General features: G+C 62.7%; 23 protein-coding genes. 1 reads left to right on the top strand and 22 read right to left on the bottom strand.

Going from position 1 to position 24,940, the window contains the following annotated elements:
* Positions 1–253 precede the first annotated feature (253 nt).
* From ACZYSP_RS15520 to ACZYSP_RS15475, 10 genes are read right to left on the bottom strand one after another with little or no spacing between them, the layout of a single operon-like run.
* Positions 254–1,018, bottom strand: a complete 765-nt coding sequence (locus ACZYSP_RS15520; protein WP_018904352.1) for an SDR family NAD(P)-dependent oxidoreductase — start codon at positions 1,016–1,018, stop codon at positions 254–256.
* Positions 1,019–1,037: 19 nt separating this feature from the next.
* Positions 1,038–1,490 carry a GNAT family N-acetyltransferase gene (locus ACZYSP_RS15515; protein WP_489015104.1) on the bottom strand — a complete coding sequence of 151 codons (453 nt, stop codon included), beginning with the start codon at positions 1,488–1,490 and terminating at the stop codon, positions 1,038–1,040.
* Positions 1,487–2,917 (bottom strand): amidase, encoded by a 1,431-nt coding sequence (locus ACZYSP_RS15510; RefSeq protein WP_489015102.1) that lies wholly within the window; start codon positions 2,915–2,917, stop codon positions 1,487–1,489. The genes ACZYSP_RS15515 and ACZYSP_RS15510 overlap by 4 nt, the downstream gene beginning before the upstream one ends.
* A 5-nt stretch (positions 2,918–2,922) precedes the next feature.
* Positions 2,923–3,756, bottom strand: coding sequence for a polysaccharide deacetylase family protein (locus ACZYSP_RS15505; RefSeq protein WP_489015100.1), 834 nt, complete (start codon positions 3,754–3,756; stop codon positions 2,923–2,925).
* A 41-nt stretch (positions 3,757–3,797) separates the two neighbouring features.
* Entirely contained in the window at positions 3,798–4,556 is a 759-nt protein-coding gene (locus ACZYSP_RS15500) for an SDR family NAD(P)-dependent oxidoreductase (RefSeq protein ID WP_489015098.1), read from the bottom strand.
* A 14-nt stretch (positions 4,557–4,570) separates the two neighbouring features.
* Entirely contained in the window at positions 4,571–5,299 is a 729-nt protein-coding gene (locus tag ACZYSP_RS15495; protein WP_489015096.1) for an ABC transporter ATP-binding protein, read from the bottom strand.
* Entirely contained in the window at positions 5,292–6,074 is a 783-nt protein-coding gene (locus ACZYSP_RS15490) for an ABC transporter ATP-binding protein (RefSeq protein WP_489015094.1), read from the bottom strand. The genes ACZYSP_RS15495 and ACZYSP_RS15490 overlap by 8 nt, the downstream gene beginning before the upstream one ends.
* Positions 6,071–6,979 carry a branched-chain amino acid ABC transporter permease gene (locus ACZYSP_RS15485; RefSeq protein WP_489015092.1) on the bottom strand — a complete coding sequence of 303 codons (909 nt, stop codon included), beginning with the start codon at positions 6,977–6,979 and terminating at the stop codon, positions 6,071–6,073. The genes ACZYSP_RS15490 and ACZYSP_RS15485 overlap by 4 nt, the downstream gene beginning before the upstream one ends.
* A 1-nt stretch (position 6,980) precedes the next feature.
* Positions 6,981–7,862 (bottom strand): branched-chain amino acid ABC transporter permease, encoded by an 882-nt coding sequence (locus ACZYSP_RS15480; RefSeq protein WP_489015090.1) that lies wholly within the window; start codon positions 7,860–7,862, stop codon positions 6,981–6,983.
* Between the two features lie 16 nt (positions 7,863–7,878).
* Entirely contained in the window at positions 7,879–9,006 is a 1,128-nt protein-coding gene (locus tag ACZYSP_RS15475; RefSeq protein ID WP_489015088.1) for an ABC transporter substrate-binding protein, read from the bottom strand.
* Between the two features lie 228 nt (positions 9,007–9,234).
* On the opposite strand from ACZYSP_RS15475, the gene ACZYSP_RS15470 reads away from it, so the two are divergent.
* The gene (locus ACZYSP_RS15470) at positions 9,235–9,996 is read left to right on the top strand and encodes an IclR family transcriptional regulator (protein ID WP_489015086.1); all 762 of its coding nucleotides are present in this window, start codon (positions 9,235–9,237) and stop codon (positions 9,994–9,996) included.
* Between the two features lie 327 nt (positions 9,997–10,323).
* Here the strand turns inward: ACZYSP_RS15470 and ACZYSP_RS15465 are convergent, their stop codons facing one another.
* From ACZYSP_RS15465 to ACZYSP_RS15410, 12 genes are all read right to left on the bottom strand, one after another.
* Positions 10,324–11,217, bottom strand: coding sequence for a helix-turn-helix transcriptional regulator (locus ACZYSP_RS15465; protein WP_489015085.1), 894 nt, complete (start codon positions 11,215–11,217; stop codon positions 10,324–10,326).
* 58 nt (positions 11,218–11,275) lie between these two features.
* A complete protein-coding gene (locus ACZYSP_RS15460; RefSeq protein WP_489015083.1) occupies positions 11,276–11,632 on the bottom strand; it encodes a hypothetical protein in 357 nt (118 codons plus the stop codon).
* Positions 11,633–11,736: 104 nt separating this feature from the next.
* Positions 11,737–13,533 (bottom strand): serine hydrolase domain-containing protein, encoded by a 1,797-nt coding sequence (locus ACZYSP_RS15455; RefSeq protein ID WP_489015081.1) that lies wholly within the window; start codon positions 13,531–13,533, stop codon positions 11,737–11,739.
* A 158-nt stretch (positions 13,534–13,691) separates the two neighbouring features.
* Positions 13,692–15,227, bottom strand: coding sequence for an ABC transporter substrate-binding protein (locus ACZYSP_RS15450; protein ID WP_489015079.1), 1,536 nt, complete (start codon positions 15,225–15,227; stop codon positions 13,692–13,694).
* A gap of 183 nt (positions 15,228–15,410) precedes the next feature.
* Positions 15,411–16,754 (bottom strand): NAD(P)/FAD-dependent oxidoreductase, encoded by a 1,344-nt coding sequence (locus ACZYSP_RS15445; RefSeq protein WP_489015077.1) that lies wholly within the window; start codon positions 16,752–16,754, stop codon positions 15,411–15,413.
* Between the two features lie 138 nt (positions 16,755–16,892).
* Complete coding sequence (locus tag ACZYSP_RS15440; RefSeq protein ID WP_489015075.1) at positions 16,893–17,747, bottom strand: carbon-nitrogen hydrolase family protein; 855 nt, start codon at positions 17,745–17,747, stop codon at positions 16,893–16,895.
* A gap of 12 nt (positions 17,748–17,759) precedes the next feature.
* Positions 17,760–18,701 carry an ABC transporter ATP-binding protein gene (locus ACZYSP_RS15435; RefSeq protein WP_489015073.1) on the bottom strand — a complete coding sequence of 314 codons (942 nt, stop codon included), beginning with the start codon at positions 18,699–18,701 and terminating at the stop codon, positions 17,760–17,762.
* On the bottom strand, positions 18,698–19,681 hold the full coding sequence (locus ACZYSP_RS15430) for an ABC transporter ATP-binding protein (RefSeq protein ID WP_489015071.1): 984 nt from the start codon (positions 19,679–19,681) through the stop codon (positions 18,698–18,700). Before ACZYSP_RS15430 ends, ACZYSP_RS15435 begins: the two co-directional genes overlap by 4 nt.
* Positions 19,678–20,553: an ABC transporter permease gene (locus ACZYSP_RS15425; protein ID WP_489015069.1), complete on the bottom strand. Its 876-nt coding sequence runs from the start codon at positions 20,551–20,553 to the stop codon at positions 19,678–19,680. The genes ACZYSP_RS15430 and ACZYSP_RS15425 overlap by 4 nt, the downstream gene beginning before the upstream one ends.
* 29 nt (positions 20,554–20,582) lie before the next feature.
* On the bottom strand, positions 20,583–21,596 hold the full coding sequence (locus tag ACZYSP_RS15420; RefSeq protein WP_489015067.1) for an ABC transporter permease: 1,014 nt from the start codon (positions 21,594–21,596) through the stop codon (positions 20,583–20,585).
* 395 nt (positions 21,597–21,991) lie between these two features.
* Complete coding sequence (locus ACZYSP_RS15415) at positions 21,992–23,950, bottom strand: DUF3363 domain-containing protein (RefSeq protein WP_489015065.1); 1,959 nt, start codon at positions 23,948–23,950, stop codon at positions 21,992–21,994.
* Between the two features lie 477 nt (positions 23,951–24,427).
* Positions 24,428–24,937, bottom strand: coding sequence for a S26 family signal peptidase (locus tag ACZYSP_RS15410; protein ID WP_489015063.1), 510 nt, complete (start codon positions 24,935–24,937; stop codon positions 24,428–24,430).
* Between the last annotated feature and the right edge of the window lie 3 nt (positions 24,938–24,940).

The following is a 24,940-nucleotide window of genomic DNA, read 5'->3' as shown; positions in this document are numbered from 1 at the left end:
GCTAGATTGGGCCGGGGTAGTCGCGAAGCTGGCGTTCGTGGTCCGTACTCGAAAGCCGGCCAGATTCAGCTACTTACTCGTAGCTCTGTGCTTTTGACAATAAATTCATAACGCACTCATATGCTTGTTCTTTCGCGGGCATACGCGGTCGATGGCCGATCGCGCAGCGGCAATCACTCCCAATGGTGTCAGCACGATCAACACAGCGGCCGTTATGACTGGTTCGACGCTGCCGCAAACGCGGGACAGATGGCTAAGCAGTGCGACCGCCATCGACGGGAAGTGCAATGCCAGTTGTGAAGCCTGCCTCGTCCCCGAGCAGGTAGAGCACAGCGGTTGCGATCTCTTCGGGCTCGCCAAATCGCCTCAACGGAATGCCCGAAAGCATGATTTGTGCACGAGCCTCCTGCGCGGCGACATCGCCAGCTTGCGCGAAGCTTGCATCAGTCATCGGGCCGTTGATCGTTCCCGGACAGATGCAGTTCACCCTGATATGTTCAGCCGCGTGGTTAAGGGCAAGGCTGCGCGTCAGCATCGTGACCGCGCCCTTTGACGCGGAGTAGGCAGAGAGGAAGCGAGAACCGATCAATCCAGCCGTTGACGAGAACAGCACGATCGAACCCCGGCCTCGCTCTCGCATCTGTGGGATGAACGCTCGTGCTGCAAGCCAAGGACCTTTAACGTTGATCGCGAATAATCGGTCCCATTCTTCCTCAGCCAGTTCGATTGCGGGTTTCGCGGGCCCCAAGATCCCCGCCGCTACCGCAAGCAACTCCACCGGCCCAAGAGTAAGAAGGGCCGTTTCGGCTGCGCGTGCCACATCGACAGACGATGAGGCGTCCCCAACAACGGTCACGGAGTGAGGGCACGCGGCAGCCGTAGCAGCCAAGCCGACTTCGTCGCGGTCGAACAGCAGCACACGTGCGCCCTGCTTTGCCAGCGCCAACGCGGTGGCTTTTCCAAGGCCGCTCGCGGCCCCGGTCACGGCCGCCACGCGGCCTTCTAAACGTCGAGTCATGGATGATGCACACTAGGGATTAAGGGATAGCTCGCCGGTATTGCACGAAGCCCGGTCGTTCGGCCACCTTGTCGTAGAGCTTCATTGCATCGATATTCGATTCGTGGGTGAGCCAGTAGACGCGCGAAGCACCGCGTCGCCGGGCCGCGTCGTACACGTGCTCGATCAGCTTGCGCCCGGAGCCGGTATTGCGGCTTGCAGGATCGACAAAGAGATCCTGTAGGTAGCAGTAATCGCCCTCAGTCCAGGTCGAGCGATGGAAGATGAAGTGCACCAAACCGATGGCCGTGCCATCCCGCTCCGCCAGCGCACAGTGCATCGGCTCGACGGAATCCAGTAGTCGGGCGAAAGTGCGTGCAGTCACAGATTCCGCGATGTCGACGTTGTAGAACCGCTGGTAGCCTTTCCACAGCGACGACCACGCGTCGTAGTCTTCTGAAGCTAAGAGTCGAATCAGGACGGTGCTCGTCATGGAGTTCCTAAGGTGGGCTGCCAGGCTCCAGTAGCTTCGATCTGAGCCGCCAGCTGGAGAATCAGGTCGTCGCGCCCCAGGCGGGCGATGATCTGTGTGCCTACAGGCAAACGATCTGCTGTCCAGTAGGTCGGGAGGCTTGCCGCCGGCTGGCCTGAGGCGTTGATCAGCGCGAAGAAGGTGGAGTAGCGACCCACCCGACGACGGAAGCCGCTGAAGCTTCCGGTCATTGCCAGCTCTCCAAGTCGCGCTGGCAACTGCACGAGTCCAGGCGTCATCAACACGTCGACGCCGTGCATGCACGCGTCCATCAAGCGACCGATGGCATGGAAGCGATTGATGGCGGCGGCGTACACGCTCGCTGACACCGACTTTCCCATTTCGTAGCCATCACGAATAGCCGGCTCGAGATCTTCCTCGCGCAAGTACCGTCCGAGCAGTTTGAGGCGTGCATCAACAGACAGAACGATGTTCGCCGCCAGCACCTCGGCATGCGCATCGACGAAGCCGTCGTAATCGAAAGAAGGTGTCTCCATCTCGACGATGTCATGGCCGAGCGATGCGCACAACTTGGCTGTCACCTCGAGTCCCGCGAGACACTCGGGCGCCAGCGCCAAGTCGCCAAACGGCTTGCGCCACAGCCCGATGCGCAATGGCCGCGTCAAGCCCTCTTCGACCGAGGCCAGAAACTTTGTCTCAAACACCGGACCGACATAGGGCGCACCGGCTTCCGCTCCCGCGATGGCATCCATCGCGGCGGCAGTGTCACGCACCGTGCGGCTCAATACGCCATCGACAGCGAGACCGCCCCACCCTTCGCCGCGGAAGGGACCCATCGGGACCAGCCCGCGCGACGCTTTCAAGCCGAAGATGCCGCAGCACGATGCAGGAATGCGGATCGACCCACCGCCGTCACTTCCGTGAGCCACGGGTACGATGCCCGCGGCCACCGCCGCTGCGGCGCCGCCGCTAGAGCCGCCAGCAGAACGGCCCGGATCCCACGGATTGCGCGTAGCGCCGCCATTGCGCAGCGCTTCGGTCGTCGGCGCCATGCAGAGCTCTGGCACGGTTGTCCGCGCGAAGGGAATGAAACCCGCCGTTTCGAAACGGTCGACCAAGGTCGCGTTATGGGTGTACCGCATGTCATTGAACAGCGCCGAACCCAGACTCGACGCCAATCGCGTTGATGCGAGACCGGAGTCCTTCAACAGGAAAGGAATGCCTCGGAAGGTCCCGCGTTGCGACCATTCACGAGCGAGCGCCAATGACGCTTCATACTGTTCGTAGCTCAGCGCGTTCAATGTCGGCGCGAGTTCACGGGCAAGGCGGATGGCGCACTCCATCAACTCCTTCGGAGTAACTTCGCCAGCTCGCAGCAGCGCGGCCAAGCCCAGGCCGTCCAGCTTCACGTACTCTTGATTTTGCATGGAACTCAGGCGTGGGCCTCCACTTTGGCCCACGCCTGGGCGACTTCCCCGCCGCGGGCGAACCAGACGTTCGGGAAGCCCTGCATCCATGCAATGAACTCGCGCAGCATTGCGATGCGCGATGGTCGGCCGATGACTTGCGGATGCATCGTCAGCGAGTACAGACCGCCCCAGCGGTAGATCTCGCGGAACTCGTCCTTCCAAACTTCGAGCACCTGCTCGTTGGAAACGATCGTGCGAGGCGTCTTGATCGAGAAGAGCGCGAAGGGCGCATCGTCCAGGCTCCAATGCACCGGCAGCTCAATCGGGCCCGCCGCGCCGTCCGCCAGTACATGGCGATACGGATTGATCTGGTCCATCAGGGAACTGTCGTAGCGCAGTCCGTACTTCTGGATCAACGAGATCATGTTGTGACTCGTCTCCCACGCTGGAGAGCGGTAGCCCAGGGGCTTGATGCCGACGGTGGCCTGCAGCGCTTCGAGGCCCTTGACGAACACCTCTTCCTCGAGTTCCGGCTTATCCGGGTCGATCCATTCATGCAGGTAGCCATGATGGCCGACCTCATGGCCATCCTTGAGTACCAACTCGACCTTGTCAGTGTGGTGCTCGGCGGTCCAACCCGGCACAAAGAAGGTAGCGGGCACGCCAGCATCCTTGAGGGTCTCGACGATCTTCGGCACGCCCACCTTGGCTCCGTAGGTGCCTTGGGAGAGCGTGCCGGGCCGCTTGGCATTGGCGGGGTCGCGGGAGAGCCATAGCGTCTCCGCGTCGAAATCAAAGGCCAACATAACCGCGCAACGTGCGCCATTCGGCCAGATCACAGGAGAAACAGCATTCATCAGAGTTGTCCTTGGAATAGTTGACGATCGCCAGGTGGTGTTCAGGCGTGCGAGTGGCAGGCCAGCCAGCCGCCGTCGACAGCGATGACTTGGCCCGTGACATAGGAGGCGTCCTCGCTGCATAGGAAGGCAATGACCGAGGCAACCTGTGCGCCGGTGCCGATCGATTTCAGCGGGGTGGCATCGACCATGGCCTTGTTGTAGTCCGCGTCGTGGGACAGTCGGTGTGCAGTCATCGCCGTGCGGATGACGCCGGGCGCCACTGCATTGACCCGGATGCCGCGAGACGACAGATCCGCCACGAGTTGACGCGTGAACTGCGAGACGCCGGCTTTGGAGACTGCATAAGCCGTGGACCCCGGGAAGCCGGTTTCGCCGAATACCGAGGCGACATTCACGATGCAGCCGCCGTCTGCCAGGCCGGGCAGCATGTCGCGCGTGAGCCGCAGCACCGCGCGCAGGTTGATCGCCAGGATGCGATCGATCAGAGCGTCGTCGGACAGCGCGAGTGCCTTGGAGCCACCGACGCCAGCGTTGTTGATTAAGAAATCGACATGGCCTCCGAGTTGCCGCGCGGCCTCCACGACGCGCCGGGGCGCGTCGTCACCTGAAAGATCTAGCGCCAGCGTGTGCGTCTGCGCGGCGTTCTCTTTGTGCACGATGTCAATGCCGCCCGCTTCGCCGAAATCGAGATCGACGGCCAAGACGTTCGCGCCTTCGGCGACGAAGCGCTCGACGGTCGCCCGGCCGATGCCTCGGGCCGCGCCCGTGACGATGACGTTTTTGTCCTTGAAACGCATTGGCTTCGGCACCTTCAAGCTGCGGCGGGCATCGGGGAAGCGCCCAAATAAAACTGCTGAAGGGATGCCAAGTCGACATTCGTCCCGTTCACGCACGAATGCGCGACGCGGCCTTCTCGCAAGATGTGTATTTCGTCTGCCAACTCCAACGCCATCGACACGTTCTGTTCAACGAGCAGGATTGAAAGGCCCCGTTGGCGCAGATCGCGAATGATGTCCGCGATTTCTCCGACCACCTTCGGCGACAGCGCGGCCGACGGTTCATCGAGCAGCAGCAGGCTGGGCTTGGCAAGCAGCGCGCGGCCGATGGACAACATCTGGCGTTCGCCGCCCGACAGCAAGCCGGCCAGCGCCTTCTTGCGCACCACCAGTCTGGGAAAGAGCCCATAGACCTCGTCGAGGTCCCTGCGAATTTGCGCCTTCTCGCTGCGCCGGTGGTAGGCGCCCATGAGGATGTTCTCTTCCACCGACATGCCAGCGAAAACTTCCTTGCCCTGCGGCACGAGCACGAGCCCGCTTCCGGCCATCTCATGCGCCGGCACTCGGTCGACCCGGCGGCCGTCGAGCAGGATCTCGCCGGCTGCAGGCACAACCAACCCTGCCAAGGCCTTCAGCGTGGTCGACTTCCCTGATCCATTGCCGCCCAGCACGGCCGTCAGCCCGCCGTTTGGTACAGAGAACGAAACGCCATACAGCACCTTCGATCGACCGTAACCGGCCTCGATGTTCTTGACTTCAAGCATGTTTCGCTCGTCCTGTTCCCAGATACGCCTCGACCACGCTCGGGTCGTTGATCGCTACCGACGGCGCCGCGTCGGCGATCTTCTCGCCGTAGTCAAGCACCACCACGCGGTCGCATACGGCCTGCACCACGCGCATCACATGCTCGACCAACAGCACCGTCACACCGTAATCGGCGCGCATTCGATGAATTACCTCGATCAGGCGGTCGACCATTGGGGGTGAGAGACCTGCGGCCGGCTCGTCGAGCACGAATAGGCGCGGCGCCGTGGCCAAGCCGCGGGCGAGTTCGACCATGCGTTGCTGGCCGATCGACAGCGCCATGGCTGGTTGGTCGATGAACTTCTCAAGGTTGAAAAGCGCCAGCATCTCGATGGTTTTGGCGCGGACGGCGGCATCTTCGTGGCCGGCTGTCGCCAGACGGAGGATCGATGCGCCGTATCCCGTCTTCAGACCAGGGTGCATTGCCAAGGCGATGTTTTCGGCTACCGACATGGTCGGGAACAGGCGCAGCATTTGGAAGGTGCGCGCGACACCGGCTCTAGCGATGCGCCAGGGAGCCATGCCGGAAACGCGGGTGTCTCCCATGTAGACCGCCCCAGAGGTCGGCGGCAGCACGCCCGTCACGATGTTCGCGAGGGTCGACTTGCCCGATCCATTGGGCCCGATCAGACCAACGATCTCGCCGTCGCTGACATCGAAGCTGATGCCGTTGAGCGCCACAAGCCCACCGAAGCGGCGCGTCACCGTGTCGAATCGCAGCAGTGGCGCCTTCATTTCTTCGTCCTTCCAACCCATGCGCCGAACACGCCCTGAGGCATGACGATCACCATAAGGACCATGAGCAAACCGAAGATGATCAATTTGTAATCCGCCGCGAAGCCGAGCACTTCTGGCAACGCGGTGAACACAGCGGCGCCCAGCAACGGGCCCCAGATCGTGCCGCGCCCACCCACGACGACCATCGCCACAATGGTTGCGGAGGTCAGCACCGTGAAGTCATCGGGCGTCACGCCGCGAATGTGGTGCGCGACGAGCACGCCTGCTGCACCGGCGAGTGCCGAAGCGATCACGAACGCGGCGAGCTTGCTGGCCGTCGTGTTCAAGCCGATCGCGCGCGCCAGCACTTCGTCGTCGCGCACTGCTTGCCAAGCCATGCCCAGGCGCGAATGCGTCAGGCACCAGCCGATCGCAATGCTGCAGACGCTCAGACCAAGAGCCAGATAGTAGAAGCGGCCGATCGAGGCGAAACCGGGCACTGGCTGCACTTCGATGCCGAACTGACCGCCGGTAAGCCCTTTCCACTGCGTCAATGCGAGATAGACGATGGTCTGGAACGCTATGGTCACGATCGCCAGGAAATGACCGCGGAGCCGCAGCGCAGGCAACCCGAGGAGCAGACCGCACAGCCCTGCGAGCACCATGCCTGCTGGCAGGTTTACCCAAAAGCTGGTGCCGAACTCTCTCTGGAGGATCGCCGTCGTATAGGCACCTATGCCAAAGAAGGCCGCATGCGCGAATGAAAACTGGCCGGCCCAGCCCATGACCAGATCGAGGCTCACCGCCAGGATGGCGAAGATGAAGATCATCACCAGGATGTTGAGGACGTAACCGCCCACTCCCATCGCTGGAAGAAGAGCCAGCAAGCCCAAGGCAAACAGCAACACTGGAGATCGACGCATCTCAGGAACGCTCCGTGGATTGGCCCAGAAGTCCCTGTGGGCGGATCAGGAGCATCGCGATGACCAGGAAGAAGCCGATCATGTCTCGCAGTTCGTTGCCGATGTAGCCTGAGACCATCGCCTCGATCACCCCCAAACCGACACCGGCGATGACAGCGCCACCAACGCTGCCCATGCCGCCAAGAATGACGACGGTGAAGGCCTTCATCACCAGCATGGCGCCGGAAGTCGGCTGTACCAGGAACACCGAGGACATCAGCGCTCCAGCGACGCCAGCCATGGCCGCGGCGATGGCGAAGGTGATGACGGCGATCTTGCGAACGTTCACGCCGCTGATGTGCGCGACCACCGGATGTTGAGCCATGGCACGCAACGCGCGACCAGTCCAGGTGAAGCGAAGGACCAGTATCAGCGCGGTGACGATTGCGACGGCGACGACGACAATCAGGAGGCGTTGGGCCGTCAGGAAGACCGAGCCGAACTGCACGGGAATACTGGCGAGATCGGTTTTGAGAGACTGCGGTTGCGCGCCGAATACCAGCAAGGCGCCGTTCTGCAGCAGCACCGACAGGCCGAAGGACGCGATGATCGCGTTGCTCGAATCTCGTTTGGCCAAGGGCTGGAAGACGACGCGTTCGGCCACCATGCCGAAAGCGGCCATGCACATCACCACCACGAACAATGCCGGGATGAGCGGCAGACCGAATGCTGCCGAAGCGGTAACGGCCGCATAGCCGCCCAGCATGTAGAACTCGCCGTGCGCAAAGTTGACGATGTGAAGGATGCCGAAGACCAGGGTCAGGCCTACGGCCACGAGCACGTAGCCGGCGCCGTTGACCAATCCGTTGGCCAAGAACTGCGGAAACAGACTGAGCGATTCCATTGCCGGTCGGCTCCGTTCAGTCGAACGGGAGCCACTGACGTTTGCCATTGCGCACCACAGCCAAGCCGATCTTGAAGCTGCAGCTGCCCTTGTCGTCGAACTTGGCGAGAGTTCCATCCGGACCTTGGACCAACGGTACGTCCTTCATTCCCTTCAAGGTCGACTGCATCGATGCTCCGTCGACCTTCGGGGCGCGGCGCGCTGCCTCGATCAGCAGGTGCATCGAGTCGTAGCCCAGCGCGCTGTACACATCGGGGTCCTTTTTCATTTTCTGGCGCCAGCTCGCCGCGAAGGCTTGGCCGACCTTGTTCGGCGTGGAAGGCTCGAACATCGACGACACAGCGAATCCCTCCGACGCGGGGCCGGCCAGCTCGATCAACTTGTCGCTCATCATCGAACCGGACCCCACGAGTTCGGCCTTCAGGCCTGCTTCGCGCGACTGTTTGATGATTTGAGCGCCAGCGTCCATCAGACCGGCGATGTAGATGGCCTCGGGCTGCCTGGTGCGGATCTTGGTAAGCACCGAATAGAAATCACGCTCGTCGGGGTTGTAGGTTTCGACGCCAACGATCTGACCGCCGTACTGCGGAATGACCTTTTTCATCTGCTCGGCCAGCGACGAGCCATAGATCGAGTTTTCCTGGATCAGCGCAACCTTCTTCGCATTGAGCTTCTTCACGATGTCTCGCGCCGACTGCTCGGCCTGCTCGTCGCTGCCAGGGAAAGCGCGGAAGAACCATGGGTCTCCGGAGGTATTCGCGTCCGTCACGTTCGACGAGGTCGAGCCTGCCGACACCATCGGCACCTTGAACTCGCGTGCCACCTTCGAGGCCGCCAGCGCCACCGCACTCACATAGGTGCCGCTGATGGCGACCACCTTGTCGGACTCGACCAACTTGCGCACCGCGGTCACGCCCTTCGTGGACGAACCCTCATCGTTCTCAACAAAAAGCTGGACCTTGCGGCCATTGACCCCCCCCTTTGCGTTCGCCTCGTCCGCTGCGAAGCGAATGCCTTCCAAGATGGAACTTCCCGCCAGTGCAGCCGGGCCCGTCAGCGGAAGCATCACGCCAAGCCGGACCGGGTCATTGGTGCCTTGGGCGCCAACGACGGGAGCGACTGCAGCGGCCAGCAGTGCCAGCACGGCGCGACGCGTCACGATTCGCTTCATATCAATGCTCCTTCAAAGAGACCAACAAAAACCCCGAAATGCATACCCGCTGCGGCTTCGCCGTTTGGATGGTGTATTACTATGCAGTACACTCGAATTACATAACAATATTATGTGACCGTTTTTGAAGGATGCACTCAGTTGTTTCCCTCATTCCAAGGTAGGTAGCATTCCCTCCTTCACTCGTCGAAAAATCAAAAGATGTCTGCCCCTGACCACTTGTTCGTGCAGTCCGTCGCCAAAAGCATGGGCGTCCTTGAAGCCGTGGGTGCGCGGCACGAACCGCTGAGCCTGAACGAGCTTGCCGAGCAGGCGGGCGTCGACCGCAGCACGGCCCAGCGCATGGCTCATACGCTGGCCGCGCTGGGCTATCTGGAAAAAGGCCCGAACGGCCGCGGCTACGTTCTTGGCAAGAAGCTGCTCGAACGGACCTTTGACTTCCTGAGCGGAAATCCGCTGGTGGAGCGTGCGACGCCGATCCTGGCGGACTTGCAGCGCCAGACGGGTGAGCGCGTGGACCTGAGTCTTTTCGATGACCTGTCCATCATCTATGCGATGCGTCGGCAGAGTAAGCGCGAGACGTTTTTCGCGACCCTGGTGGGTCGACGCATCCCGACTTACTGTTCCTCGGGAGGACGAGCCATCATGTCGTTTCTGAGCGAAGAAGCGATCGACAGCATCTTGGAGCGCTCGACGCTGGCCCCACTGACGCCGAAGACCTTGACCGACAAGGCACAGATCAAACTGAAGGTCGCCGAGGCCAGGTCGCTCAACTATGGTCTGTCGCTGGAAGAGAGCCTGCTGGGCGAGATTGCCATCGGATCCGCGATCCTTGACCGTCGCAATCAGCCTGTCGCGGCAGTGCACATTGCCGGCTCTTTATCGGAGTGGACGAGCGAATCGTTCACCCAGCGGTTCGCGCCGCTGGTCATAGAGGCGGCACGCGCTCTCGGGCGGGCATGACTCGGCTTCGCGCCAACTGAACACTTGGAGCAGCAGAGCATGCGGACAGATGGATTGCACGAGCGTCGTGACGCGCCGTGTTGGTCGTCGGCGAAGTTGCGGCCGGCAGAGGCGTCTCGGCGCTGAACGGCAACGCGGGTGCTCGCAATCGATCGCGCACATTGACGACATGCGGTACGTCGATATGCCACGACGCCCGCCAAGCAAATCAATGCGATGGGCTGTTCGTGCCAGTGCGATCGTGATCAGCGGGGCCAATCAAATTGACCACCGGCTGGCTGGGCCTGATGTCGCTAGAACCCGGCCGCAAGCGCCGTCACGTGGGGATCACTCCACGGGCCCGGAGGCAAGCTCACGCGACTTCAACAAGATCGCAAACAGCTCCGGGTGCGACTTCACGCCGAGCTTCAAGTAGATGTGCCGACGGTGCGCCTTCACCGTCTCGGGGGAGACACGGAGCTTGATCGCGATGGACTTCGACGAGGAGCCGCTGAGCATCAAGTGCATGACCTCCATTTCACGCTTGGTGAGGCCGTGAGTGCCCGGCAGTGGCGGCAGCACGGGTTCGTCGGGCAGGCGTTCGCGCGGGAAGTGATCTTCGCCCGCCTCCACGATGCGAAAACGCTGGCGCATCAGAGCCAGGAGCCAGGGCGCGATGGTGGACATCACCGCCATCTCGTCGGGCGTGAAGCGATGTGTGGCACCCAGCGACAGCGCAAGCACCTTGCCCGGGCCCACGGGCAGGTTGAACTGTACTTCGTCCTTCACCACGTTGAGGCGGAAATATCGCTGGTAGTACTCCTCGGCCTCGAAATTGTCGGGCGCAACGTCGTCCAGTCGTTGCAGGCAGGCGCGCTGATCCTCGATGCAAGACAGATAGAAGGGGTCAAGTAGGTAGAAGCCGTGGAGGTAATCGCGGAACAGCTCATCCTCTCCGCCGTCCAACCCCGGGCTCTCGACGTAAACATCCGGCCGGTTTGCAGCATGAAAGCACAGCACGACCCAGCTGTCGAACCGGACGATGTCAGACAGATAGCGTACGAGGATCTTCCAGAAGTTGGGCTTTTCCAGCGCGTCTATCAATGCGCCAACGTTGCGATGCCATAACGGGCTGTCGATCTTGAGGGTCATGTCGGTAGTCAACAGATGCGCCGGCGCCGGCCTGGCGGCAGGTTCGCCGGCAGCAGATACCACATACCCCACGTTGGCATCGCCGATCATCGCGTGCACACCGCTTGCGCATGGGCCGAGGCCGGCATATTCCCATGGTTCCAAGCCATTATGCGACCATGAAGCAGCCCAGCGTACCCGTCGGTTCGGTGGCCTGCATCTTCAGTGCCTCGGAGACTACGGCAGTCTCTCCGACCAGAACGGCGTTCTGCCGGGGCATGCCCCCGAGACTGGACAGGTGGCAGTGCACCTGCTTGATCTCGCGGCTCTGCGCCGCAGAGGGGCTGTCCAATGGACTGACCGTGCAGTCCAGCGGCTGCGCCCGATCGTTCAGCGTGCCCAGAACCGACGATGGAAGGACGATCTTGCGCCCGTTGGCCTCGACACGCTCGACATGTGCTTCCAACAGCAACGAAATTTCCTCGGCCGCCCCGCCACAGCGGTGCGCGAGACTGAAGCACTCCATGGCCAGCCCTGCCTCGTAGTGTTTGAAGAGTCAACACGTCAGTCCGTAGGCACTGGAAACGAAACCAAAGCTCCCGGTCAACTCGCTTCACAACACCACAACTTCTAGTTGCAGATACTTCGGATCTTGTTCAGTTCAATCACCGCTTTTTTGAACCCATATTCGTGGTTGTCGCTTACGTAGTAATACACCATGTCGTTTGGCAGCAGGACAAGGCCGATGCCGCCGAATCCCGACATAAAGGGAATCCACTTCGCAGTGGGACAGACAGCCGCGCCTGAATCCGCGCTACCCGCGTTCCAAGCCCAGAACCCGTGCAGATACCTGAAACTGGCAGCGCCGGCGATCAGGCCGTGGTTGCTGGTTCTTTGCATGGCCTGGTTGTAGAGGGTGCTGTCGAGCATCTGGACACCACCGATCGACGCGTTGTTCTTGTTCAGGAATTCACCGATCTTGACCATGTCGTCATGGTGAAAGGTGAGGCCATAGCCGGTAAAGGGATAGGCGACATTGCCGACGGTGCGGGTGGAGGTCCAAGTGGTCGGGCTCATTTTCAGCGGCTTCCAGAGCTCGGTCACCAGCAGATCGCGGTAGTAGTCCTTGGTATCGCCTTCCCGCTGTTGATAGATCGTGCTGAGAGCGGAGCCAAGCAGAAAGGTATCGGAGGTGTGATAGACCCAGGTTGTTCCAGGTGCGGACATCCTGGAGTAGCTGCACGCATGAGCGACTTTCTGGCTGTACGTATTGACCCTGAAGAAATCGCTGGATGCTTTTGCGGAGCCTTCGTCCACCTCATAGCCGGCGCTCGCATAGTTGCCCGTCGACATGTCCAACGTATTCAGTAGCGTCACGTCACTCCATTGGTTGCCGGTACACGGCCCTACCGTCGCCTGTATGGTCATTGCGCTCTGATCACCTTCGTACTTCTTCTCTATCCGCATCAGGCCGATCGCCCCGGCCACCGACTTGGCCAGCGAGTAGGAAGGCAGGTCGATGACTTCGCAAAACGGATAGGTTCCATGGCGTGTTTCGCAGCCGCCGACGTAGTTAATGCCGTCGATGGCAACTCCCCACAGACTTCTCGCGGAAGGGGATTGCTCACTGCCGATATTTGCCGGCACGATTCCAGAGGCGGGGAAGTCGGTGGCCAATTGCTCGATCGGCCTCGTGGGCATACGTGCAGCAACTTCTGCCTGGTACGCGCTAATTGTTTCAGCGGCGTTGTCGATCGTTTGCGGCGTGTAGCTAGCCGCCGCAAGGCCCCACATATTGAATTTGAAGTATTGGCAGGTCTCGCCAGCGATCTGGTAGGCAACTTTGCTGACGCTGCCGTCGGACTTGAACAGAAAGCTCATCACCCCGTTATGGGTGCAGTTCGCGCTTTTCTCCTGCAGGGAAAAAGGAATGGCTGCGCGAGCGTAACCTTGGTCGTCCGCTTCCTCCCAAACTCGACCCGGTTCCAGGATGTAGGACCAGTTGGGATGGCTGGTGTCGATCAAGCCGCGCGTGATGGGGACGATGTGCGTTCCGGTCTGAATGAACTGAAACGAAAAGGCGGGTAAGTGGTCCGGGTCCTTATAGAAAGCCGCACGCGAGGTACCTTGTTCACTGAAGTTGCCAGTGGTACCAAGATCATTCAGCGTCAATGTGCCCTTGAAGATCTGGCTGGGGTTGGCTGCGTTCTTTGGAACGGCAAAGGCTGCATAGTCGACCAGCTTCGTGGAGCTACCCATCAAGGCAGCGTAGCCGAGGTTGGCGTCGGTGCGAGCGACCGCGCCTGTACCTGGTAGAGGCGCATAGATCTGGGTTCCACTAACCTGCCCTGCTGTTCCACAGGCACTCAGGCCCCCTATGAGACAAGCCGCGCCGCACAGGTCTTTTAGAAGTTGGATGCTTGTCATTGTTTGTCTCCGGTTCGGATTTTTTTAGCTGCCTTCGATTCAGCCAACACCAGGCGACAGCTAGTCTGGGGCTGCTGCCATAGCAGTCCCCTGCAGAGAAGATGGACGAAACAGATCACTGCCGGTGCAGCGGCCGGCCGGGTGAGAGCGCGTAAGGGTCAGCGGCTCAGCGCGTAGAAGTTCACCGCGTCATAGGCCGGGTTCAGCACCACACCCTTCACCGTCTTACGGTGGATGACGCGGCCTTTCAGGTCGGCCACGAAGATGGCGGCGGCGTCGTCGAGCAGTAGCTGCTGGGCCTTGACGTAAAAGTCAGTGGCGGCCGGACGGTCGCTAGCTTCCTTCTCGACACCCTTGTTGACCAGTTCGTCGTAGGCGGGATTCGAGTAGTGCGACAGGTTGAATACCGTCGGGCTCTCGGTGCGGAACAGGCCAATCAGCCAGTCTGACGGCGTGGCGTAGGTTGGCCACCAGGTCATGGAAATCATGTTCGGCGCCGACTCAGGCTTTTTTGCGTCGTCCCAGATCTTGCCCCACGGTCCCGGCTTAAGCTCCAGTTCAACGCCGATCTTTTGGAGGTTGGCCTTGAACAGCAGCAGAGAATTTTTGTACTCCTCGCTGTTGCCTATATAGGCCACGGTGAGCTTGCGCTGCTCCTTCGGCACGCCGGAAGACTCGACCAGTTGCTTGGCCTTGGCCAAGTCGAACGATGGAGTGTTCAACTTGGCGTCGTAGGCCCACATGCTCGACGGGATGACGCCTTTCGAGCGGGTGACGCCCCCTTCATAGATCCTGTCGATCACAGTGCCGTAGTCCCATGCATAGGTCAGCGCGCGGCGGAACTGCACGTTGTCGGTGGGCGACTTTTTGGTGTTGATGAGGAACTGCGTGTTCTTCCAGGACGTCCCCTGCATCACGTTGATACCCGGGTCCTTTGCCAGAGCCTTGACGAGATCCACCGACGGCAGAGTGATGAAGTCGGCCTCACCGGAGCGAATGAGCTGCGCCTGCGTCGCAGCTTCCTGCACCACCTTGAGGAGCACGACGCTGTACTGATTAGGCTTCCAGCCTCCCCAGTAGGCATCGCTCTTCTCCAACACGACCTCTTGGCCTCGTACCCACTTCTTGACCTTGTACGGGCCGCTCCCGCCGTCATTGCCTTGGTTGAACCAGTCGGTTCCGGCCGCCAAGGCTTTGGGCGACACCATGTAGGCAGCGTACTGCGAGGACGCGATCAAGTCCACGGGGGCCGGCACCTTGGTCTTGATGACCAAGGTGTGCGGATCGGGCGTGGCGATCGATTCGACCGAGTCCCAGATGTAGGCAGAGCCCTTGCCGAGTTTCTTGACGCGCTCAATTGAGGCTTTGGCCGCGGCGGCGTCGAACGTCTCGCCGTCGTGGAATTTGACATTCCGGCGCAGGGTGAACTTCCACTCCGTGCCGTCGGCGTTGGAAGTCCAGGCCGTGGCCAAGCCGGGCGTCAGCGCCTGCTTGCTGCCCGGCAGGTTGTACCAAACCAAGGGCTCGTAGACATTGGACAGCAGGTTGACTTCGGTCGATGCGGCGATCGACGGATCCCAGTCCCTGATGTCGGCGTACATGGCGTACACCAACGGCTTATCGGGCTGTGCCAGCGCGACGCCCAACGGCGCCGCCAGCGCCAGTGCGATGACCATGCGGCTAAATGATGTCATTTGTCTCTTCCTTGTTGCCACTTCCAGGTGGTGACGGTCACATACTCTGTATCGGTCGGCCCGTTTGAGGGGCTGCCGTTCGATCTGTCGTCGACCGGGTACGTGCAGCCATTGTGTGAATTCCTTGCCGCTTCGACCATTCCCTCGTAGGCGTAACCCGTTGGGGTGCCTCGCCCCAAAAGCTCAATGGAGCTTCACACGCGGACGGGTGCTGCGCGTGAAGAAGTGTCCGAGCACGTTGAGCACGACCCTTGCTGGACCATGCAGTGCTTGCTGGTGCATCTGATAGAGTGACAGGTACATCACCCAGCCGAAGTACCCGTCCAGCCAAAGCGTGCGCCCCTTAAGGCTGCCCATCAGGTTGCCCACCGAGCTGTAGCGCCCCAGCGAGATGAGTGAGCCGAAGTCGCGGTAGCGCCAGGGCTTGAGCGGCCGACCGAGCAGACGGCATGCCACCAGGGCATCGGCCACATGCGTCGCCTGCTGATGAGCGGCCTGCGCGCGCGGCGGCACGGTGTCCGGTTCGCGGCCCAGCCACGGACAGGCGGCACAGTCACCAATAGCGAACACGTTTTCGTCCTGCGTGGTTTGCAACGTCGGCAGCACCTTTAACTGGTTCAGTGCATTGGTTTCCAATCCCAACCCGGCCAGGAAAGCGGGGGCGCGGATGCCCGCCGCCCACACCACCAACTCGGCGTCGATGCGTCGGCCATCGGCGAGTTGCACACCCTGCCCGTCCACCGCGGCAACGCGAGCGCAGGTGTGCACGGTCACCTGCCGGGCTTGCAATTGCCGAAGGGCACCGGCCGACAGCCTCTCGGGCAAGGCAGGCAGCACGCGCGGGCCGGCCTCGACGAGGTGGATGCCGATATGCTGCGCGTGGTCGATCCTGTCGAGACCATAGCTGATCAGCTCGCGCGTCGTTCGCTGCAGCTCGGCAGCCAGTTCCACGCCGGTAGCGCCGGCACCGATGATGGCCACCTTCAGCTGCCACGGCGCCAGCGGCGTGCCCTGCGCATGAGCGCGGATGCAGGCGTTGACCAGCCGGCGGTGGAAGCGCTCAGCATCCGCAGGTGTTTCCAGCGCCACCGCGTGTTCGCGCACGCCGGGCGTGCCGAAGTCGTTGGTCTGGCTGCCGACCGCGATAACCAGCGTGTCGTATGGGAACTCGCGCGCCAGCGTCACCGGCTGGCCGTGCTCATCGAGATGCGGCGCCACCTGAACAGTGCGGCGATCACGATCCAGCCCGGTCATCTCGCCGATGCGGTCGGTGAATCCATGCCAATGCGCCTGCGCCATGTAGCTCAGCTCGTGCAGGCCGAGGTTCATGCTGCCCGCGGCGATCTCATGGAGGTGCGGCTTCCAGAAGTGGCTGCGGTTGCGGTCGATGAGCGTGACGTGGGCGCGGCCACGGCGGCCCAGCCGGTCGCCAAGCAGCGTTGCCAACTCCAGGCCAGCGGCGCCGCCCCCCACCACCACGATGCGATGCACGGAACTGTCTGGGGCGGCAAGGTCAGCGGTCAACATGTTGACTCCAGTTGTTCGCAAGTGCGCGGTCTAAAGAGCTCCCGCCGGCTGCCAACACTTGGTACGCGGGAAGAAAAGGGATGAAGGAAGAGAAGTGCTACGGCGAACCGGACTCACGCAGCGCAGGGCCCTGGTTCATCAAACGGACCTTTCTCGCAGGGCCAGCGGGCCGAGCGCTTCGAGTGATGCGGAGACCTGTTCCGCCTCGTTGTAGCAGGGGTACCGGACAGGCGTGTCGCGGAACGACTTGAGCACCTGACCGAGGCCCTTGAACCCGTCGCGACGGGCGTCGCGTACACGCTGCAGGTCCAGCGTCAGCACGAGTTCCTCGCTTTGCTCGCCCGCCTGGTGCAGCACATCGCCGTCCGGTCCGACTGCGATCGAGCGGCCGTTGCCCAATGCGCCAGCGTTGTTGACATCGATGAAGTAGCACTGGTTCATGATTGCGTTTGCCTGTGCGATGACCAATTCATTCGGCCGATCGAGGGTTCCCGTCATCGTCGGATGCAGGATGACCTCAGCGCCGCGCCACACCAGCGCACGAGAGACTTCTGGAAACCAACCGTCGTAGCAAATGGAGACGCCGAAACGGCCAACACCGGGGATATCGAAAACCACAATCTGGTCACCGCTGGTCACGCCGGCTTCGAACGGGCGGAACGGGTAAATCTTGCGGTATCGCGTGACGACGTGGCCGCTCGGGTCGATGACCGGCAGCGTGTTGAACACGCGGTCGCCCTCGCGCTCGTACAGCGAACCGGGCACTAACCAGATGCCGTGCTGTTGAGCGAGCTGCTGATAAAAGCGTTCGGCCTCGCCGCCTCTCGGCTGTGCTTGGTCGATTCCAGGGCCATAGGTTGCGAGCTCGGGCAGCAGCACCATTTGCACCCAGGGATAACGGCGCAGCATAGACGCCACTGCAGCCGCGATGCGCTCGCGATTGTCGCCTTGAGGCAGCGCCAACTGCAGCGCCGAAAGGGAGAACTTGCTCATGTCAAACCAACCTCATACAAAAAAACAGGACACCGGTGAAGGCTCACTGGCCACCTCCGGTCGTTCGTTGCTGCAGCGGGGCTGCGCACGCTCGCAGCGCGGCGCATAGGCACATCCGGTGGCGGCAGCTACCGGCCGCGGGAGGCGGTCGGTGACGTCGAAGTAGTTGCGTACCCGCGGATCGACGCCTGGTATCGCGGCAAGTAGCTCGCTGGTGTACGGATGGCGCGGCCGCGCGAAGACCTCGTCCACCGGACCGCGCTCCACCGCGGCGCCGGCGAACATCACGAGCACGTCGTCGGCCAGGATCTCCACAAGTGACAAGTTGTGCGTGATGAATAGGTAGCTCAGCCCCAACTCGTCGCGCAGGTCGCACAGCAGGTTGAGGACCTGCGCCTGGATTGACACATCCAGCGCGGAGGTAGGCTCGTCGAGGATCACCAGCTTGGGTTGCAGAATCAGCGCCCGCGCGATGACCACCCGCTGCAGCTGCCCACCCGAGAGCTGGTGCGGCAGGCTGTGTGCCTGCGTGGCGCTCAGGCCCACGCGCTCAATCCAACCGATCGCCAGACGCTTGCGCTCGGCCGCAGGCAACCCGGGCTCGTGCACATGCAGCGGCTCGGCCACGCTCTGCCAAAGCGCCATTCGCGGGTCGAGCGAGGTCAGCGGATTCTGCATCACCACGCCAAAGCGGCGGCGCAGACGGCGCAACGCAGACGACGGCGCGGTCATCAAATCCTGGCCGTCGAGCAAGACGGCACCACTGTCCGGCTCGGTGAGGCGCGCCAGGCACATCGCGGCCGTGGTCTTGCCGCTACCCGATTCGCCGACGATGGCCAACGACCGGCCGACGGCGATATCGAACGACAGGTCGCGCAGCACCGGCAAGCGGCCCCGCCGTGTGGGATAGCTCTTGTTGAGCCCCGCCACGCGAACCAGTTGTGATGGGTTCATGTGACCTCCAGTCGAGGTGGATCCACCGGGTAGTGACACTCGGCGTTATGGCCGTCGACGCGCTCCGGCGCGATCACCAATTGAGGAGCAAGTTGAGTGCAGCGCTGATTGGCGTTCGAGCAGCGGTCACGAAAGCGGCAGCCGGCCACCTCAGCATCGGCCGCAGGCACGCGGCCCTCGATGGTAGCCAGCCGCGCCCTACCGCGGCCGAGCACCGGCTGGGTGTTCAGCAGCCCGGCGGTGTACGGATGAGCGGGACGCAGGAACACGTCGGCTGTGGGGCCGGACTCGACAACGCGGCCGGCATACATCACATACACGCGTTCAGCAGATTGCGACACAAGTGCCAGGTCATGCGTGATCAGCAGCAGGCCCATGCCATCGCCGGTCAGTTCGCGCAGCAAGTGCATGATTCGCGCTTGCACCGTCACGTCCAGAGCAGTGGTGGGCTCGTCGGCGATCAGCACCGCCGGCTCGCAAGCCACCGCCATGCCGATCATGGCCCGCTGCAATTGTCCGCCCGACATCTGGTGCGGGAACTTGGCCGCGACAGTGGCAGGCAACTGCACCCGTTCCAACGCTTGATGCACCTTGGCACGTATCGCCTGACGGTCGAGATCGAAGTGGCTGGCAATGACGGCACCGATCTGCTCGCCGATCGTGAAGAATGGGTTCAGGGCCGACATGGGATTCTGGAAGATCAGCGCCACCCGGCGGCCGCGGAGTGCGGCCAGATCGCGCTCCGCGGCACCGAGGACGTCGCGGCCGTCCACGCGGATGCGGCCACTGGCCTCAGCACTAGCGGGCAGCAGGCCGATCGAGGCCAGCGCCGTGAGCGACTTGCCGCAGCCGGACTCGCCTACCAGCCCCACAATTTCGCCCGGCGCCACAGTGAGCGAGCATGAACGGATAGGCCGGTACACGCCGCCGTCTCGCTTGGCGAAGCGAACGCCGAGCTCGTCGATGACTAGTCCGCTCATGCTCCGCGCCCTGTGAACTTGGGATCGAGCGCGTCCTTGACGCCATCGCCCAGCAGGTTGGCCGCAAGCACGGTGACGAAGATTGCCAAGCCCGGAAAGGTGGCCGTCCACCAGTATTCGAGGAACACCGAGCGGCCGCTGGCGATCATCAGCCCCCACTCCAACGTCGGCGGCTGGGCACCCAGGCCGATGAAGCTCAGCGACGCGGTCGCGAGGATGGCATAGCCGAAGTCGAGGCTGGCCTGCACAATGATCGGCGTGAGGCAATTGGGCAGAACATGCCGCGCCAAGATGCGCGCATGGCCAGCGCCGAAGGCCCGAGCCGAGGTGATGAAGTTCTCATTCTTCACACCCAGAGCCGCGGCCCGCGCGATGCGCGCATACCAGGGGAACCACGACACCGCGACTGCGGCCATCGCGTTCTCCAGTCCGGGGCCGAGCAGCGCCACCATGAGGATCGGCAACAGCATCGGCGGAAAAGCCAGAAACACGTCGGAGACGCGCATCAGTAGGCTATCGAGCCATCCGCCGGCGTACCCCGCAACCAAGCCCATCGGCACGCCAATGAACGTGCTAATGGTCACGACTCCCACGCCGATCAGCAAAGAGGTGCGAGCGCCATAGATCACCTGTGCAAACAGGTCATGGCCGAGCACGCCGGTTCCGAACCAGTGCGCCGCACTCGGCGGCTGCAGCTTGTCGGCGAAATTGATCTCGGTGGGACTTTGCAGCCCCAGCCACGGAGCCAGCAGTCCGGCAGCGAACAGCAGCACGAGCACGGCAGCACTGCCGACGACCAGCGGGTGCTGGACGCATACGGAGGCAACGCGACGCACACCACGTGCGGCCACCCGCCGGGGTTGCACGGTCACTGTGGACTGAGATTGAAGGGGCGCGGCACTCATCTGGACAGCTTCGGGTCAAGGCGGAAATACAGCAGGTCCACCACGAGATTGATCAGCAGGTACGCGGTGGAGACGATCAGCGTCACACCGATCACCGCTGGAAAGTCGTTACCGACTACCGACTCGACGATGTAGCCTCCTATGCCGGGCCAGTCGAACACGTACTCAACAATCACACTCCCACCGAGCAGGTATCCGTAGGTAAGGCCGATCACGGTAAGCAGGGGCACAAAGGTGGCCTTAAGCGCGAAGCGAAACAGAATGCGGCGACGCGACACGCCGTAGGCACGCGCGGTGCGCACATAGTCCGTAGCCAGCACCTCGACCATCAAGTTGCGCGTGACGCGGATGATGGTGGCTAGCGTCGCACCGCCTAACGTGGCGACCGGTAGCACCAGGTGGCGCAGCGCGCTGCGTAGCACTTCGGTCTCGCCGGCCAAAGCGGCATCAATCAGTAGCCAGCCGGTGCGCGTGACCACCGGATGGCTCATCGCCACGGTGGAGTCGATGCGGCCGTTCAGCGGCAGCCAACCCAGTTTGCCGTAGAACAGCATTTGCAGCAGCACGCCGAGGAAGAAGGCCGGCACCGCCACCAACGACACGGAGGCGACCCGCGAGACATAATCCACCGGGCCTCCGCGGCCGGCTGCCGCCCACACGCCCATCGGGATGCCGATCAACATCGCCAACAAGAGGCTGAGTGTCACCAGTTCGGCCGACGCGGATAGGCGCACGGCAATCTCTTCCCCCACCGGTCGATTCGTGCGCAGGCTCGTGCCCAGGTCGCCGCGTAGCGCCTGCCATGCGAAGCGACCAAATTGCACTGGCAACGGCTGGTCCAGCCCCAACTCATGACGCGCCTGCTCGATCTGCTCGGCCGTTGGCTTGGCGCCTAACATCGTCTCCACTGGCGAGCCGGGCAACGTACGTGTCATCACGAAGACGAGCGCCACCATGCCGGTGATGATCACCGCCAGCGACGAAAGGCGACGCAGCAGGTAGCCGATCATGGCAACGACACGCCGGCAGACGGAAAGAATCTAGGCATGCCGGCATTGTTGGGGAGCGCCGGTCCGGGCGCTATTCCCCACACAGACTAATCTGCCTATGCTAAGTAGTTTCCCGCCCCGGGCAGATGCGTGCTGATCGGCGCCCCAACACCGCCGTCTCTCCCCGGCGCTCGTATGCGATCGCAACGGGAATGCCCCGTAGCGCACTCGCGCCGGGCCGGCTGGAGGAAACACCTAGCCTTACCATTTGGCCTGCGGAGTACGTCCGTAGGCTCGAGGTGCTACATGGCTCCCTCGCATCGGCGCTGGCGATCTGCGCTATTGCGCCAAGAAAGAAGCCGAGGTCTCCGCGCCGCTAGACACATTCAGGGTTGAGGCCCGGGTAATCGGACTCCTCAAACGGACAGACCCTGCTGCCGCCCGAACTGCCAAATGACGGACTGCCCACGCACCACGGCGGAGACCTGTCGACCCAAGCTGCGCTCTATCGCTTGTCGCCAGGGAACCAAGCTGAAACCAACTCCGTCCTCGAGCATGGCGAAGCGCCCGCTGGCAAGCTGGATGCTCCGGCGGTAGACGCCGCTGACCTGCCCGCCGTCCGCTGGCCTTCTGTAGGTGAGGCCGGTCTGATCCTGCAAGGATCTGCCCACCGCTGCCAGTTCCCGATTCTGCAAAGTCGACAACAGTTCACGTGCCAGAACAATGCGCCAGCCCTTGCGTTCAGCGAGGCCCTGTTCGATCAGGAAGTCCGCGCGCTTGCGCATTGCATCGCGTACCTGGACACCGAAGCCGTGCGCTGCCAAGCCGTTACCCCCCTCGATCAGTTGCCTGTCCAACCAGGTGGCGCCATTGGCGCGTACCTGTTGATCGACGCGCAAGTGCGAGCGCAACTCGATGGTCAATCCTAAGGCTTTCTGCGCATCATGCTGCTGCGCTTTCATCGTCAGATTCGTTGGCACCTTCCAGACGCCATCGGCCACACGCTCCACGACGCCTGTACGGCGCAAGGCTTCAAGCCTGCGCACGTGGACATTCACGACGGATTGCGGACTCCGGTCGTTGGCCTGCTCGAGCCGGGCCAGATGCTCGGCGGTTCTGTAGACGCCATCTCTCGCGACGGCCGCGATATTGCGGTCGACCTCCCGCTCCTGGGCCGGCGGCTTCGTCTGCACAATTCCGCCAATCGGAAGTGCCGCTAAGTCTGCGCCTGGCGCCAACTTCAGGTAGTGCACCCGACCATCAATGCCATCGACCACCAGATAGCCTCGATCTTGGAATTCGTCGGCCAAGCCCTTGCCCGCGATGCGCCCGACGACCGGCATAGCCGGCACCGTCTCGATCGCTAGTTCGCGCCGCTCGCCCCTCATTGCCCGTTGCATCGCGCGGACGATGTCTCGGCGCTCGCCCATGACAGCAAGGGACCGCTCCATGCCCGGCGCCAAACGCCACCGGTTCGCCTGGAGCCGCTCGGCCAACCCCATGGATTCGAGCTGCTGCAACCGGGCACGGTGAAGGTTCTGACGTTGCCGCAGGTCCGTGGGCTTATCTCGCGCCTGAGTCAGATCCACCACGTCACCCACCGCCTGCCGCAACAACATCCGGTCGAGACTGGTCAGTCGCTCCTGCGCCACCTCTCGCTGGAGCCCCCGGTGGATCTCCAGCTCGGTGCGTGGCCCGAGCCACTCGGTGGCGATCTCGTTGGCGCGCATCCGCATGCCGTTGGCCACGTAGTCCGGTGCGATGACCAGATCCCGTCCCGTCCTCGCCTCCCCGATCCTGCCGCGCAGCACAACGTGGGTGTGCGGGTTGTCCGTATCCCAGTGATCGACCGCCACCCAGTCCAGACGGGTTTCCAAATCGACCTCCATGCGCCGCATCAATTCGCGCGTGAAGCCGCGCAGGTCTTCCAATTTCTCGGCATCTTGCGCCGACACAATGAAGCGGAACTGGTGCCGATCGCCCTGCCCCCGCTCCGCGAACGCCTCGAGATCTGCTGCGTCCGTAGCGGCACCGTAAGCCCGGCCGCGCTGCCCATCGCGCGTGACGCCGTCTCGCTCGATGTAGCGCAGGTGCGCGGCGACCGATCCGGCGGCGGCTTTTTTCAGAACAACGAAACGGGACTTGACGACCACGCGCCGGGCATTCGCGCCGAGGCGCTTGCCAGCGATGCCGGCAGCCACGCGGCCGCGACCGAAGGTGGATGCTGGCCGCGCACCGCGCGGACTGGAAGCATTCGCGCCAGCCTTCGAAACCGCCTTCAGGGTCTGCGATACGAAACGCTGCGAACGCGACTTCGGCGCCGCCGGCTTGACGCGGAAACGGTCGCCATCCCGCGAATCTTTACGCGACGCCATTGCGCAAGCTCCAGCGAGGCGCGGCGCACTGCGCCGCAGACGACACGCGGACATCCCTGATGGCGGGCGGCGCCGACTGTCTACGCGGCACCGGAACTTCAAGATACCGTGCCGCGTCAACCCGACGTGCAGACTGGCTTGGCAGACCGAGGCGTGCCGCCCTTTTTATCTTGCCCTCGGTCTCCGCCTCCCGCATCCGCTCCCGGCTCCGACCTAGCGCCAGCCGCGCACCACGTGCGCAACGCTGCCCGAGGAGCAGCGCTAGTGCAGCAGGCGCTGCACGCCGGCGCCGGGCTCTCTGTACGTCGAAATGCTGTCTAGACACAGGGTCGGCTGCAGTTGAGCTGCACGTCCAGCGCAAAATTGATCGCAACAACCGCGCACGAGCGGTGCATGCTTGTCGCACGAACGGAGGCGTGTCGGAGTGATGTGCCGTGCAGATCCGCGCCCGACCGGACTGCAAGAAGAAACTAGACGTCATGGCGTACCCCATATCCACAGCGGCCGCGCAACGCCGAGCACGGCGGAAGCCGCGATGGGGCCGAAATACCGGCTGTCGAACGACGCCGGGTTCGTGTCGCTGAGCAGGAACAGTTCGTTCCTGGCGAGGGGCCGGCACTGCTGCCAAACAGCCAGTGGCCGGTGCATGCCGTCATGCGTCCGGGCGGTCGCCATGGCTGCGCCGTCGATACGAACGACCTGTTCCCGTACGCATACCGACTGCGGCGCCACAGCCCCGATACGCTTGAGGATCGGCACGCCGGCCGGCAGGTAGCCGCGCTGCGCAGCCTGCGCGGCCGCGGCGGCGGGGATCCGCGCCAGCACGATGCTGCCGACGTGCAGCGAGTCGGGGCACCTGATGCCACTGATGCGATACCAGCCGCGCGGCACGCTGTCGCTCGGGTTGTAGACGATGGCTACCGGCATCGTCACCAAGGCTGGCGCGCACAGCGCCGCCAGGCCGAAGCCCATGCATGCGAACAACATGCG

The sequence above is a fragment of the Variovorax sp. F042 genome (assembly GCF_057814215.1).
This window is presented reverse-complemented; position numbering and strand designations above follow the sequence as displayed.

What these genes read in the sequence shown, in the direction of transcription:
- ACZYSP_RS15450 (WP_489015079.1), bottom strand. Translation starts at nt 15,227, where the DNA reads ATGACATCATTTAGCCGCATGGTCATCGCACTGGCGCTGGCGGCGCCG.
- ACZYSP_RS15500 (WP_489015098.1), bottom strand. Translation starts at nt 4,556, where the DNA reads ATGCGTTTCAAGGACAAAAACGTCATCGTCACGGGCGCGGCCCGAGGC.
- ACZYSP_RS15505 (WP_489015100.1), bottom strand. Translation starts at nt 3,756, where the DNA reads ATGAATGCTGTTTCTCCTGTGATCTGGCCGAATGGCGCACGTTGCGCG.
- ACZYSP_RS15420 (WP_489015067.1), bottom strand. Translation starts at nt 21,596, where the DNA reads ATGATCGGCTACCTGCTGCGTCGCCTTTCGTCGCTGGCGGTGATCATC.
- ACZYSP_RS15485 (WP_489015092.1), bottom strand. Translation starts at nt 6,979, where the DNA reads ATGCGTCGATCTCCAGTGTTGCTGTTTGCCTTGGGCTTGCTGGCTCTT.
- ACZYSP_RS15515 (WP_489015104.1), bottom strand. Translation starts at nt 1,490, where the DNA reads ATGACGAGCACCGTCCTGATTCGACTCTTAGCTTCAGAAGACTACGAC.
- ACZYSP_RS15440 (WP_489015075.1), bottom strand. Translation starts at nt 17,747, where the DNA reads ATGAGCAAGTTCTCCCTTTCGGCGCTGCAGTTGGCGCTGCCTCAAGGC.
- ACZYSP_RS15435 (WP_489015073.1), bottom strand. Translation starts at nt 18,701, where the DNA reads ATGAACCCATCACAACTGGTTCGCGTGGCGGGGCTCAACAAGAGCTAT.
- ACZYSP_RS15480 (WP_489015090.1), bottom strand. Translation starts at nt 7,862, where the DNA reads ATGGAATCGCTCAGTCTGTTTCCGCAGTTCTTGGCCAACGGATTGGTC.
- ACZYSP_RS15490 (WP_489015094.1), bottom strand. Translation starts at nt 6,074, where the DNA reads ATGAAGGCGCCACTGCTGCGATTCGACACGGTGACGCGCCGCTTCGGT.
- ACZYSP_RS15465 (WP_489015085.1), bottom strand. Translation starts at nt 11,217, where the DNA reads ATGATCGGCGATGCCAACGTGGGGTATGTGGTATCTGCTGCCGGCGAA.
- ACZYSP_RS15430 (WP_489015071.1), bottom strand. Translation starts at nt 19,681, where the DNA reads ATGAGCGGACTAGTCATCGACGAGCTCGGCGTTCGCTTCGCCAAGCGA.
- ACZYSP_RS15495 (WP_489015096.1), bottom strand. Translation starts at nt 5,299, where the DNA reads ATGCTTGAAGTCAAGAACATCGAGGCCGGTTACGGTCGATCGAAGGTG.
- ACZYSP_RS15470 (WP_489015086.1), top strand. Translation starts at nt 9,235, where the DNA reads ATGTCTGCCCCTGACCACTTGTTCGTGCAGTCCGTCGCCAAAAGCATG.
- ACZYSP_RS15410 (WP_489015063.1), bottom strand. Translation starts at nt 24,937, where the DNA reads ATGTTGTTCGCATGCATGGGCTTCGGCCTGGCGGCGCTGTGCGCGCCA.
- ACZYSP_RS15510 (WP_489015102.1), bottom strand. Translation starts at nt 2,917, where the DNA reads ATGCAAAATCAAGAGTACGTGAAGCTGGACGGCCTGGGCTTGGCCGCG.
- ACZYSP_RS15455 (WP_489015081.1), bottom strand. Translation starts at nt 13,533, where the DNA reads ATGACAAGCATCCAACTTCTAAAAGACCTGTGCGGCGCGGCTTGTCTC.
- ACZYSP_RS15445 (WP_489015077.1), bottom strand. Translation starts at nt 16,754, where the DNA reads ATGTTGACCGCTGACCTTGCCGCCCCAGACAGTTCCGTGCATCGCATC.
- ACZYSP_RS15520 (WP_018904352.1), bottom strand. Translation starts at nt 1,018, where the DNA reads ATGACTCGACGTTTAGAAGGCCGCGTGGCGGCCGTGACCGGGGCCGCG.
- ACZYSP_RS15460 (WP_489015083.1), bottom strand. Translation starts at nt 11,632, where the DNA reads ATGGAGTGCTTCAGTCTCGCGCACCGCTGTGGCGGGGCGGCCGAGGAA.
- ACZYSP_RS15415 (WP_489015065.1), bottom strand. Translation starts at nt 23,950, where the DNA reads ATGGCGTCGCGTAAAGATTCGCGGGATGGCGACCGTTTCCGCGTCAAG.